A 13249-nucleotide genomic window follows, 5' to 3' on the forward strand; every position below is an offset into this window, starting at 1 on the left:
CTAGTAAAACAGCCTATCCCTATTTACACGGGGATAGGCTGTTTTAATTTGTGCCACTTTCTCTTTTTTTCAGTCGAACGAGCGAGTCTTTGAGGATACGCGATGCTGAGTCAATCGAGACGCCAAGTATTTCTTGAATGTCTTCCAAGTTTTTATGTTTCACTGAATAGAGATAATGAACATAAGCAAAGCGGATATCGCCAGAGCGCATGGGCATGCCAACAAAAGAGGATAGTGCTTCTGTGTAATCAGATAGCGAGCCCATCTGAAATAAGGTGTATTCGTTTTTCACTTTAGATGACAATAAATACGGCGTACCACGAAATACAGCACGTTCGATTCCATCAAGCATGACAGGAATCTCTTTGTCTAAAAATTCTAGGCGGCATTGATAGCCGTCTTTTTTCTCGACGATTAAAGTCAGTTGTCCATTGCGGTCATCAAAATTATCAACATCGATGGTAACCATATCTCGAAGGCGAAGGCCACGTAGATATAAAATATAGAGAATTTTGGCGTTTAACGACAAACTGTCAGTTTGCAGCACAGCGTCTTTCTTTTTCAGCAAATCTTCATAATTTAAATAGATATCAGAAGGCGTCAAGTCAAGCTTTCGATTAAATTTAAATTTGGGCATAAAATCGTTTGGTATGCGTCCAATTTGCCACATATAATCAAACCATCTTCTAATGTAAATTAGTTTGCGGTTCAACGTACTGTCTTTAATACCTGATGCATGCTGGTCCTGGAGAAACTGTTGGATATCAGAAGGACGGATGTCATGCGGTTCTACCGGTTTTTTATAGGTATGTCTCAGAAAAGCGAAGAGCGAGCGAATCAATTGGACTTCATGAACAACCGTATTCGGACTAATGCCGTTATCCAGTCGGAATTTTTCATAACCATAAGGCATTATGCGTCACCTCTTCTAAATGGATTTCCTTAAATTATACCATTAATTCAGAAAAATAGAACGTATTTTCCCTAGTTGATCGCAGTACCACGATCAACTAGGGAAAATGTATCGCGTTGTTGTAGGTAACAAGGAAATCGTTCCGAAACAATGTATATAATTCGAATAGATTAGGGTATGTTAAGAGAGATAGGCAATCAGACAAAAAAGGTGGAAAAAACATGTTCAAAGAAGATAATGCGAAAATCAGAAATCAAATTCTTCAGGCAGTAGAAGGGATGACGGATGAAAAACTAAACCAGAAACCATCAGCGGAAGAATGGTCAGCTCTTCAGATTTTAGATCATCTTCAACTTATGGAAACGACAGTTGCAAAAGGTGTTTCCCTAGAACTTAAAAACGATGCCAGTGAAAAAGCTCTTAAAAAACCAATTGCATTAACAGCCAATCGGTCGTTTAAAGTGGAGGCGCCCAAAAATGTTATTCCTACGAGCGATTTTGTCACACTAGAAGAAATGAAAAAACGATTAAATGACTCGCATAATTTCTTGTACGAAGTATATGGCTTAGCAACGCCGGAACAACTTGCACAAAAATCAATGGATCATCCGGTATTCGGAAAAGTTCCACTGAGCCAATGGTTTCCATTTGTTGGACTGCATGAAAAGCGCCACTTTAAGCAGTTAGAGAAGACCTTAAGAAAACTTGATGGCGAAAAAGAATAGTCATTCAAAAAACTTATCACATTCTATAATTTTAATGTAATTTACTTATGCTCCTGCATTCGGTATGATAGAAGAGGAGAGAAGCGCTACCACGGGCTTTTCAGAAGATTCAAAGGAGGAACACACATATGGCAAAGAGCAGCTTGCACAACAGCCGCACTTCTTTTGAGCTTAACGGCAAAACGTATAATTATTATCGTTTAGCTGCATTAGAAGAAGCAGGGATCGCTAAAGTATCACGCCTTCCTTATTCGATTAAAGTTCTATTGGAATCTGTATTGCGTCAGCATGATGGATATGTTATCAAAGACGAGCACGTTGAAGAATTAGCAAAATGGGGCAAAGATGCGAACAAAGAGGCAGAAGTTCCATTCAAACCTTCACGCGTTATCTTGCAAGATTTCACAGGCGTACCAGTAGTCGTTGATTTGGCTGCACTTCGTTCAGCTATGGCTGAAATGGGTGGAGACCCGGACAAAATCAACCCTGAAATTCCAGTTGATCTTGTAATTGATCACTCGGTACAAGTTGATAACTACGGGACACAAGATGCACTTCGTATCAACATGGAGCTTGAATTTGAGCGCAACGCCGAGCGTTACCAGTTCCTTAGCTGGGCTCAAAAAGCATACGATAACTACCGTGCAGTTCCACCAGCAACTGGTATCGTTCACCAAGTAAACCTTGAGTACTTGGCAAACGTTGTTCATGCTGTAGAAAACTCAGATGGCACATTCGAAACTTTCCCTGATACATTGTTTGGTACAGATTCTCATACAACAATGATTAACGGAATCGGAGTTCTTGGATGGGGCGTTGGTGGTATTGAAGCTGAAGCGGGAATGCTTGGACAACCTTCTTACTTCCCAATTCCAGAAGTTATCGGCGTTAAAATGACAGGCGAACTTCCAAACGGTGCAACAGCTACCGATTTGGCATTAAAAGTGACGCAAACATTACGTAAAAAAGGTGTAGTTGGTAAATTTGTTGAGTTCTTCGGCCCTGGTGTTACAACACTGCCACTTGCCGACCGTGCAACAATTGCCAACATGGCTCCAGAATACGGCGCTACTTGCGGATTCTTCCCAGTAGACGAAGAAGCACTTGATTACATGCGTTTAACTGCACGTGATGCAGATCAAATTGCTGTAACAAAAACCTATTTGCAAGCAAACGACATGTTCTTTACAGTCGATAACGAAGAACCAATCTACACAGACCTTGTGGAAATTGACCTTACTGAAATCGAACCAAACCTTGCAGGACCGAAACGTCCACAAGATTTGATTCCGTTATCTCAAATGAAAACTGAGTTCAACAAAGCTGTAACAGGCGAAGAAGGGCCACATGGTTTTGCATTAGATGAAGCTGAAATTGCGAAAACAGCAACGGTTAACTTTAAAGACGGCAGAACTGCTGAAATGAAGACCGGTGCACTGGCAATTGCAGCGATTACGTCTTGTACAAACACTTCTAACCCATACGTAATGCTAGGTGCTGGATTAGTAGCGAAAAAAGCAGTAGAAAAAGGATTAACGCCACCTGCTTATGTGAAAACTTCATTAGCTCCAGGATCTAAAGTCGTTACTGGTTACTTGAACGATTCTGGTTTACTAGATTACATGAACCAAATCGGCTTTAACTTAGTCGGATATGGCTGCACAACATGTATCGGTAACTCAGGACCATTGCTTCCAGAAATCGAAGAAGCAATTCTTGATAACGATTTACTGGTATCGTCTGTATTGTCTGGTAACCGTAACTTTGAAGGACGTATTCACCCACTTGTCAAAGCAAACTACTTGGCATCTCCAATGCTAGTTGTAGCTTATGCACTTGCTGGAACAGTGGATATCGACTTTGCAGTAGATCCAATTGGTAAAGACAAAGAAGGTAAAGATGTCTTCTTCAAAGACATCTGGCCAACAACTGAAGAAATCAAGAAAACAGTGAAAGATACGGTTACTCCAGAATTGTTCCGTAAAGAATACGAGCATGTATTTAACGAAAACGAAGCATGGAATGCGATTGAAACAAATGACGATTCATTGTATGCATTTGATTCAAACTCAACATATATCCAAAACCCGCCATTCTTTGAAGGACTTTCTAAAGAACCGGCTCCAATCCAAGCGTTGTCTGGCTTACGTGTAGTTGCGAAATTTGCAGATTCTATCACGACTGACCATATTTCACCAGCTGGTGCGATTGGTAAAGATACGCCAGCAGGTTTATATCTTCGCGAGAACGGCGTTGAGCCTCGTAACTTTAACTCTTACGGATCTCGTCGTGGTAACCACGAAGTTATGATGCGCGGAACATTTGCGAACATCCGTATCCGTAACCAAGTAGCACCAGATACAACTGGTGGGTACACAACTTACTGGCCAACGGGCGAAACAATGGCGATTTATGACGCAGCGATGAAGTATCAGGAGCAAGGCACAGGACTTGTAGTCTTGACTGGTAAAGATTACGGCATGGGTTCTTCTCGTGACTGGGCAGCTAAAGGAACCTTCCTTTTAGGCATCAAAACAGTTATCGCAGAAAGCTATGAGCGTATTCACCGTTCAAACCTTGTAATGATGGGAGTTCTACCATTACAATTCGTTAACGGCGAAAGCGCAGATTCTCTTGGATTAACTGGACGCGAAACAATCAGTGTTAACTTGACTGATGACGTGAAACCACGCGACGTTCTTACGGTTACAGCTACTGCTGAAGACGGTAATGTAACGGAGTTCCAAGTACTCGCACGCTTTGATTCTGAAGTGGAAGTAGATTATTTCCGTCACGGCGGTATCTTGCAAATGGTGCTACGTAACAAATTACTAGAAGTATAAGAACCAACTCAATAAGCTGCCGGGGAATTTCCCGACAGCTTATTTCTCTTTGTAATCGGTTATTTGCTGTAGCCAAGGAGTTAAAGAAATTGATTTGGTACAACCAAAAAGAAATTTCTTGTATACTGATAAAGAGGTGAAATAGACATGTTTATAAGTGAAAAAGAAATTGAAATCCGTTACGCAGAAACCGATCAAATGGGCGTCGTCTATCATGCCAATTATATTATTTGGCTAGAGATAGGACGTACCAAGTTGATTGAAGATATAGGCTTTACATACGCTGGTATGGAGAAAGATGGATACCTATCACCCGTAATGGATATCTCCATTCAATACAAGGCAGCTCTACGATATGGCCAAAAAGCGTTTGTGCGAACATGGGTAGAGGAGCACGGCCGTTTGCGGACAAAATACGGCTATGAAATCATTCACGAAGACGGAACAATTGCCGCAACCGCAATGTCTGAGCATATTGTTGTTAAAAAAGAGTCATTCCGACCGATTTCTATTCAAAAAGTTAACCCCGAATGGCATAAAAAATACGAAGAAATCAAAAAGCAGGTGCCAGATGGCGTTCGGAATTAAACGATACGAACTAGAATGTTGGAAACAAGGAGTCGAGAGCGGTGAAATTTCATTTTTGACTCATTATTGGGTAGATGATCGTTTCCCAGGATGCAGTACGGTCACAAAAGTGGGGTGCTGCGACTTAAATAAGTTGGAAAATTGGGGGAAACAGTACGGGTTGCAACGTCAATGGATGGATTTACGGGGGGATTATCCGCATTTTGATTTGTTTGGCGAACGCCAACGTGAAATTTTGCAACGTGAGGGCCATTTAGAGCAACTGAATAAACTGCAAAATAAAAAAGCATGAATAGCTCATGCTTTTTTATTTTGTGTATGAATAATCGAGTTCGTGTAAGTCATCGTTAACACTGACATCAAGATTGTGTCCATCAAAATACCAAACATCGTTTTGTTCAACAAAGTAAATAACTTTATCTTGCTCTACTTTGGCTGCTATTTCATTTGGTTGATCTTTTGTGACTCCCAATGAAAAACCAGGCTGCAGTTTGCTTGAACCGCCGTACCGGACAAAAAAGCGAACAGCTTCCCCCGATACGACTTCCATTTCTTTCTTAAACCAATCGAGAGCGTCGTTGCTAATGTTAATTTGCATATTACACGTCCTTCCACTGGTTACATCCAGCTGATTTTGGGTTCCGTGCCAGCTCGAATTCGGGTAATGTTGGCGCGGTGACGGAAAATAATGAATAGCGCTAAAACATAAATCACGGCCATAAACAAGTAATCTGCTGAAAAAATTGTGTAAATGGAAATGTAAACGATAAAAACGACCGCCAATATAATTGAAGATAATGATACCATTTTTGTGATTTTTAATGCAACTAAGAACACAGCAACCGCCATAATAAACAATGGCCATTGATAACCGATCAAAATGCCGCCAGAAGTGGCAACTGCTTTGCCTCCTTTAAACTTAGCAAACACGGGATAAATGTGACCAATAACAGCAATGACACCAAGTAATAAGGGGTGAATATCAGTAGCGATATAAAAAGGAATTAGTGTAGCCGCTGTTCCTTTTAAGATATCTAGTATTGTTACAACAATTCCTGCTTTTTTTCCGAGTGTCCGAAAGGTATTTGTAGCTCCTAAATTGCCACTTCCTTTTGTACGGATGTCTGTGTTATAGAATAATTTTCCGATCCATAAGGCAGAAGGAATCGAGCCAAGCAGGTAAGCTAATAGAATAGGCAGCAATATCGTCATGAGGAACTCCTTTACAACAAGCTTATTTTGTAGTTTTAGTTTACCATGACTGAAGTTCTTTAAACAATAGACGACACATTATTCAACAGACAGAACAAAATCGTGTATGATAGAATAAAAAGGACAGGTGATGATTTTGAACAACCCTAGCCGTGTAGAAATTAAAAAAATACTCGATCAGGCAAAAACCATTGCGGTTGTTGGCCTTAGCCCAAACCCTAGCAGAACTTCCTATATCGTCTCAGAATCTATGCAACGAGCAGGATATCGTATCATTCCGGTAAATCCACTAGCAGATGTTGTGCTGGGTGAGAAAAGTTATGCTTCGTTAAGTGACATTCCGGGCAAAGTAGATATCGTTAACGTGTTTAGGCGCAGTGAGTTTCTAGAAGATATCGCAAATGAATTTATGAAAATGGAGTGTCCTGTATTTTGGACACAACTAAATGTAGTAGATGAAAATGTCTTTAATCGACTCAGCGATGCAGGCTATACTGTCATTATGGATCGTTGTGTCAAAGTGGAACACGCCATTCTGAAATAAGGCATCACCGCTAAAGGGCGCTTGGCGCTCTTTTTCTATGAAGTTTGACAGATGACCTGAAAATAGAATACGATAAAGAGAGATTAAAAAGCGAACAAATGTTTGTTGGAGGGAATTAGATGGCTAAAATTCAAAATACGGCATACAACGAAGAAGCAATTCAAGTACTCGAAGGCTTAGATGCCGTTCGAAAACGTCCGGGTATGTATATCGGTTCTACAGATACGCGAGGACTACACCATTTGGTCTATGAAATTGTTGACAACTCGGTAGATGAAGCGCTTGCAGGACACGGAGATAAAATTGCCGTTACGATTCACGAAGATAACAGCATCAGTGTGAGGGATTTTGGGCGTGGTATGCCTACCGGTATGCACCGGAGCGGAAAACCTACACCTGAAGTAATTCTGACAGTCTTGCATGCAGGCGGCAAGTTCGGACAAGGTGGCTATAAAACAAGTGGTGGTTTGCATGGTGTTGGCGCATCTGTTGTCAACGCCTTATCCAGTTTTTTAGAAGTGACCATTTACCGTGACGGCAAAAAATATCGTCAGCGCTTTGAAAAGGGTGGCAAGCCTGCCACAACTTTAGAGGAAATTGGTTCGACAAAAGAAACAGGCACAATGATTCATTTCTTGCCAGATGAGTCTATTTTCTCTGTCTCTAAATACAATTATGAAACGCTTTCTGAACGATTGCGTGAGTCTGCTTTCTTATTAAAGGGACTAAAAATCGAGTTAGTCGATCAACGAACACAATCCAAAGACATTTTTCATTACGAAACAGGAATTGAGGCATTTGTCGCTTACCTCAACGAAGAAAAAGATGTGCTGCATCCAGTAGCTTACATCGAAGGTCAGCAGGACGAAATGGAAATCGAATTTTCGTTCCAGTTTAACGATGGCTATTCTGAAACCATCTTATCGTTCGTTAACAACGTCCGGACTCGTGATGGTGGTACGCATGAAACTGGTGCAAAAGCAGCTATGACACGTGTCTTTAATGACTACGCTAGAAAGATTAATTTATTAAAAGACAAAGATAAAAACTTAGAAGGCTCTGATATTCGCGAAGGATTAGCAGCGATTATTTCAGTGCGTATTCCAGAAGCAATGCTACAGTTTGAAGGTCAAACAAAAAGTAAACTAGGGACGAGTGAAGCCCGCAGCATTGTCGATTCAGTCGTTTCACAAAAGTTAATGTACTTTTTGGAAGAAAATGCAGATCTTAGTGCTTCGCTTGTGCGGAAAGCAATTCGTGCGTCTCAAGCTCGTTTGGCAGCTCGAAAAGCACGAGAAGACGCGCGAAACGGCAAAAAACGCAAAAAATCAGATGCATTACTATCTGGCAAATTAACACCTGCCCAATCCCGTAACGCTTCTAAAAATGAACTGTACCTTGTGGAGGGAGACTCTGCCGGTGGTTCTGCAAAACAAGGACGCGACAGAACTTTCCAAGCCATTCTGCCACTGCGCGGTAAGGTTGTAAATACCGAAAAAGCCAAATTGGAAGAAATTATGAAAAACGAAGAGATTTCGACGATTATCCATGCAATTGGTGGGGGTGTTTCTTCCGACTTTTCAATCGATGACATTGCCTACAATAAAGTCATTATCATGACCGATGCTGATACTGATGGCGCGCATATCCAAGTGCTACTTTTGACGTTTTTCTTCCGTTACATGAAGCCATTAATAGAGGCGGGCAAAGTGTTTATCGCCTTGCCGCCGTTATACAAAGTTTCTCGAGGTGTCGGTAAAAAAGAAGTAATCGACTATGCCTGGACGGAAGCCGATCTAGATGCATCGATTAAAAAAGTTGGTAAAGGCTACACCTTGCAGCGCTATAAAGGTTTGGGCGAGATGAACGCAGACCAATTATGGGAAACGACGATGAACCCCGAAACCCGTACACTTATTCGTGTAACGATTGAAGATAGTGCGCGTGCAGAGCGTGGCATTACTACGTTGATGGGGGATAAAGTTGAACCAAGAAGACGATGGATTGAAAACAACGTCGACTTTGGATTAGAAGATGACAGCAACATACTTGAAAATGATTTGATTCACGCTGAGGAGGAAGTTGTATGACACAAACCGAACGATTTCAAGATTTGCCATTAGAAGAAGTAATTGGCGATCGGTTTGGCCGGTATAGTAAATACATTATCCAGGACCGAGCACTTCCAGATGCTCGTGATGGATTAAAACCTGTTCAGCGCCGCATTTTATACGCAATGTATCATGAAGGCAATACCAACGATAAAGCGTTTCGTAAATCGGCCAAAACTGTCGGTAATGTTATAGGTAACTACCATCCACACGGAGACAGCTCTGTTTACGAAGCGATGGTGCGTTTAAGCCAGGACTGGAAAATCCGTCACATGCTCGTTGAAATGCATGGAAATAACGGGTCAATGGACGGTGACTCGCCAGCTGCGATGCGTTATACGGAAGCTCGTTTGTCTGCTATTTCTTCTGAGTTGCTGCGCGACATTGATAAACGCACAGTGGATTTTATCCCAAATTTTGATGATTCGGACATGGAACCAACCGTTTTACCAGCACGTTTTCCGAACCTTTTAGTTAACGGATCGACAGGAATTTCTGCTGGATACGCGACCGATATTCCGCCGCATGCGCTGCATGAAGCTCTTGACGCTGTATTGATGCGCATAGATAATCCGCAAGCGACTGTTGCTGAACTAATGACTGTCATAAAAGGTCCAGATTTTCCAACAGGTGGTATTATCCAAGGAATCGACGGGATTAAAAAAGCTTATGAGACCGGAAAAGGTAAAATTATCGTTCGTTCAAAAGCTCGAATAGAACCGTTAAAAGGTGGCAAGGAACAAATTGTCATTACGGAAATTCCGTTTGAAGTAAATAAAGCGACAATGATTAAAAAAATTGACGATCATCGCTTTGATCGTAAGCTCGAAGGTATTTCGGAAGTGCGCGACGAATCCGACAGAACGGGATTGCGCATTGTAATTGAATTGAAAAAAGATGTACAAGCACAAGGGATTTTGAGCTATCTTTATAAAAACACGGATTTACAAGTCAGCTACAACTTTAACATGGTAGCAATCTACAAGCGTCGTCCAACGATGATGACTTTGCAGACTATGTTAGATGCTTATATTGAACACCAGAAAGAAGTTATTACGAAACGTTCTGAATTTGATTTGCAAAAAGCTAGTGACCGCATGCACATTGTCGAAGGCTTGATGAAAGCTCTGTCGATTCTTGATAAAGTTATTAAAACCATCCGTTCTTCAACAGACAAGCGCGATGCCAAAAATAATTTAATTGCGTCTTATGATTTTTCAGAGGCACAAGCGGAAGCGATTGTTTCTTTGCAACTATACCGATTGACCAATACCGATATTACCGACCTGCAAAAAGAAGAAAGCGATTTAAAAAAACTGATTGCTGAACTAACGGGAATCTTAACTAGTTCAACTAAATTAAAAAATATTATCAAAAAAGAATTGGCCAGTATTCGAAAGCAATTTGCAGAGCCGCGTCGTTCGGTTATTGAAGATAAAATCGAAGAGATTACCATTACACGTGAAATCATGATTCCGAGCGAAGAAGTGGTGGTAACTGTTACTAGAGAAGGGTATGTAAAACGTACGAGTACACGTTCACACGCCGCTTCGAATGGCAAAGATTTTGCAATGAAAGAGTCAGATCGATTGCTATTTGAAGGCAATCTGAATACACAGCATACGATTCTAATTTTTACTACAGCAGGTAACTTTGTTTTCCAGCCAATTAACGAGTTGCCTGATATCAAATGGAAAGACTTGGGCCAACATTTATCAAGTATTATTCAACTAGAGGCGAATGAATCTATACTTGCTGTTTACCCATTTGAGAATTTTGAAACAGATGGCAGTATTTTAACTGTCTCAAAAATGGGTCAAGTCAAACGGTCAGCATTGAAAGATTATCAGATTCAACGGTATTCAAGAACGGTTAAAACCATGAATCTTAAATCTGGTGATTCTATGATTTATGCAGCATTGGTTACAAAAGAAACTGAATTATTTATTGGTACGAAACAAGCTTACGGTGTTCGTTTCCCATTAGACGAAGTGCCACTTACTGGACTTCGAACAGGGGGCGTTAAAGGCATCAGCTTGAAAGATGATGACGAAGCTGTATCTGCTGTTCTAATCGATCCAGAAGTTAAACAGGAACTTGTCCTCATTACTCATCGTGGTTCAGCGAAGAAAATGAAGCTACAGGAGTTTGAAAGTGGCAGTCGTGCGAAGCGTGGCGTAGTTATGCTACGTGAACTAAAGTCGAACCCTCATCGTGTAGTTGCCGTTATTGGTGCAACAGGAAAAGAGGGAATTATTTTAGAAACTAACAAAGGCATTCGAATTCCGCTGGTCGCTAACGCATTGAAAAATGTGGATCGGTATTCAAATGGTTCATTTATAGCTGATGAAGCAACAGATGGCGAAGTAACTACAGCTTATCGAGTAGCAGTAAAAGAATAAATTGGAACCCCTCTTGTAAATAGCAAGAGGGGTTTTCTATTCATCAGCTTAACTGCATGCTAAGTCCAACTAAACTAAATAACAGCTTATAAGTTTGGATTATTCAGCTATTCTACTTGCTGTAGGAGCAACTTCAATCTTACTGTCACTGAAACCAATCTTTTGAATAGCGGGATTCGAAATGAATATAATAACGGATATTCATCATTCAATCTTTTTATTCATACTTGCATTAACGAATAATATGTATTGTTGCAAGCAATTGAATAATTAGAAGAACGACTTCTGGGATCGATTGATGAAATGATATGAATAATATTTATCTTTAATAATAGTTGATGAATAATTTTTTTAGAAGATGTTCAACTGTCTGATGATGCATGCAGTCGGCAATTATTAAGGATGTTAAATAAATAGAATCCAATGTCAAGAGACGCATAAACTTGTAGAAGCTATATATTCATCCGTTAACTTTTTGTTTAATTGTCGCAATTTTCTCTCCAATTTGACGCTTCGATGTGGTAGAGTAGTGAGATAAATTAAAAAAAGAGGGTGACAACTATGACTAAGAGCAACATCAAAGAGCTTGAGAGAGAAGTGACGTTAACAAAAGTATCGGTAGAAGAAATTATGGTAGCCAACCAGGCGCTCAAAGATGTTGTCATCAAGACACCTTTGCAAAAAAACGAATTGCTGTCTGCACGGTATGAATGCAATGTGTATTTAAAACGAGAAGATCTTCAAATTGTTCGTTCATTTAAGTTGCGCGGTGCTTACAATTTTATCCGTAGTCTAAATGCTTCTGAACGTGCTAAAGGCGTTGTTTGTGCCAGTGCGGGCAACCATGCACAAGGTGTTGCATATTCGTGCTTTGCCCTTGGCATCGAAGGGAAAATCTTTATGCCTTTAACAACACCACGCCAAAAAATTTCTCAAGTAAAACGTTTTGGCGGTGACCAAGTATCGGTTGAATTGGTAGGAGATACGTTTGATGACTCGTTCACAGCAGCAATGGCATATTGTAACGCTGAAGAAAAAATATTTGTCCATCCCTTTAATGACAACCGAATCATTGCCGGACAAGGAACCGTTGCGGTGGAAATTTTAAATGATATGCAAGAATCAATCGACTACATGTTTTGTGCAATTGGCGGAGGGGGATTAGCTTCAGGGGTTGGTTCTTATTTAAAAGGCATTAGCCCAAAAACAAAACTGATCGGTGTCGAACCCGAAGGTGCTCCGGGTATGAAAACATCTATAACTCACGGTAAAGTCACGCGTCTTGATACAATTGACACGTTTGTTGACGGTGCAGCAGTTAAACAAGTAGGCGATCTATCTATGGCTATCTGTTCAGAAGTTTTAGATGATATTGTATTGATTCCAGAAGGCAAAGTTTGTACAACGATTTTACAGCTATATAACGAAAATGCAATTGTCGCGGAACCCGCAGGCGCTTTGTCCGTGGCCGCTCTTGACTTTTATAAAGAAGAGATCAAAGGAAAAAACATTGTCTGCGTCATTAGTGGAGGCAATAACGACATCGAGCGGATGCAAGAAATTAAAGAAAAGTCCTTGATTTATGAAGGTTTGAAACATTATTTCATCGTCACTTTCCCGCAACGGGCAGGTGCGCTACGTAAATTTATGGGTGAGGTACTGGGCGATACCGACGACATCACGCATTTTGAATACACAAAACGAACAAATCGTGAACAAGGTCCGGTTTTAGTGGGCATTGAATTGAAATGCCAAGAGGACTATGAGCCACTTGTTAAACGTATGGCAGAAAACGGCTTTCCTTATAAAGACATTAACAATGATTCCTTATTATTTAACTTGTTAATTTAAGTACACTACATAAAAGGACGCCTGCCCTAGTAGATGGGCAAGTGTCCTTTTATGTGTTTT

General features: G+C 40.7%; 11 protein-coding genes. 8 read left to right on the forward strand and 3 right to left on the reverse strand.

Annotation, left to right across the window (positions count from 1 at the left end):
• Positions 1-43 precede the first annotated feature (43 nt).
• Positions 44-913, reverse strand: coding sequence for a tyrosine-type recombinase/integrase (locus QMF37_RS11660; protein WP_071154027.1), 870 nt, complete (start codon positions 911-913; stop codon positions 44-46).
• A gap of 221 nt (positions 914-1134) precedes the next feature.
• Between QMF37_RS11660 and QMF37_RS11665 the strand changes: the two genes are divergently transcribed.
• From QMF37_RS11665 to QMF37_RS11680, 4 genes are all read left to right on the forward strand, one after another.
• Positions 1135-1638, forward strand: coding sequence for a DinB family protein (locus QMF37_RS11665; RefSeq protein ID WP_071154028.1), 504 nt, complete (start codon positions 1135-1137; stop codon positions 1636-1638).
• A 128-nt stretch (positions 1639-1766) separates the two neighbouring features.
• Positions 1767-4481: an aconitate hydratase AcnA gene (gene acnA / locus QMF37_RS11670; RefSeq protein WP_071154029.1), complete on the forward strand. Its 2715-nt coding sequence runs from the start codon at positions 1767-1769 to the stop codon at positions 4479-4481.
• 147 nt (positions 4482-4628) lie between these two features.
• Positions 4629-5069: an acyl-CoA thioesterase gene (locus QMF37_RS11675; RefSeq protein ID WP_058385458.1), complete on the forward strand. Its 441-nt coding sequence runs from the start codon at positions 4629-4631 to the stop codon at positions 5067-5069.
• Complete coding sequence (locus tag QMF37_RS11680; RefSeq protein WP_071154030.1) at positions 5053-5361, forward strand: hypothetical protein; 309 nt, start codon at positions 5053-5055, stop codon at positions 5359-5361. The genes QMF37_RS11675 and QMF37_RS11680 overlap by 17 nt, the downstream gene beginning before the upstream one ends.
• Positions 5362-5376: 15 nt before the next feature.
• Here QMF37_RS11680 and QMF37_RS11685 read toward each other — a convergent pair whose 3' ends face one another.
• Entirely contained in the window at positions 5377-5667 is a 291-nt protein-coding gene (locus QMF37_RS11685) for a HesB/YadR/YfhF family protein (RefSeq protein ID WP_058385456.1), read from the reverse strand.
• 20 nt (positions 5668-5687) lie between these two features.
• Positions 5688-6281 carry a glycerol-3-phosphate 1-O-acyltransferase PlsY gene (plsY, locus tag QMF37_RS11690; protein ID WP_058385455.1) on the reverse strand — a complete coding sequence of 198 codons (594 nt, stop codon included), beginning with the start codon at positions 6279-6281 and terminating at the stop codon, positions 5688-5690.
• A gap of 130 nt (positions 6282-6411) precedes the next feature.
• Here plsY and QMF37_RS11695 point away from each other — a divergent pair, with 130 nt between their 5' ends.
• From QMF37_RS11695 to ilvA, 4 genes are all read left to right on the forward strand, one after another.
• Positions 6412-6825, forward strand: coding sequence for a CoA-binding protein (locus QMF37_RS11695; RefSeq protein WP_058385454.1), 414 nt, complete (start codon positions 6412-6414; stop codon positions 6823-6825).
• A gap of 119 nt (positions 6826-6944) precedes the next feature.
• Positions 6945-8915 (forward strand): DNA topoisomerase IV subunit B, encoded by a 1971-nt coding sequence (parE, locus tag QMF37_RS11700; RefSeq protein WP_078080369.1) that lies wholly within the window; start codon positions 6945-6947, stop codon positions 8913-8915.
• Complete coding sequence (gene parC, locus QMF37_RS11705; protein ID WP_078080370.1) at positions 8912-11338, forward strand: DNA topoisomerase IV subunit A; 2427 nt, start codon at positions 8912-8914, stop codon at positions 11336-11338. The genes parE and parC overlap by 4 nt, the downstream gene beginning before the upstream one ends.
• A 561-nt stretch (positions 11339-11899) precedes the next feature.
• On the forward strand, positions 11900-13189 hold the full coding sequence (gene ilvA, locus QMF37_RS11710; RefSeq protein WP_058385451.1) for a threonine ammonia-lyase IlvA: 1290 nt from the start codon (positions 11900-11902) through the stop codon (positions 13187-13189).
• The last annotated feature ends 60 nt before the right edge of the window (positions 13190-13249 follow it).

The sequence above is a fragment of the Planococcus sp. S3-L1 genome (genome assembly GCF_030063085.1).
Taxonomy (GTDB): Bacteria; Bacillota; Bacilli; order Bacillales_A; family Planococcaceae; genus Planococcus; species Planococcus kocurii.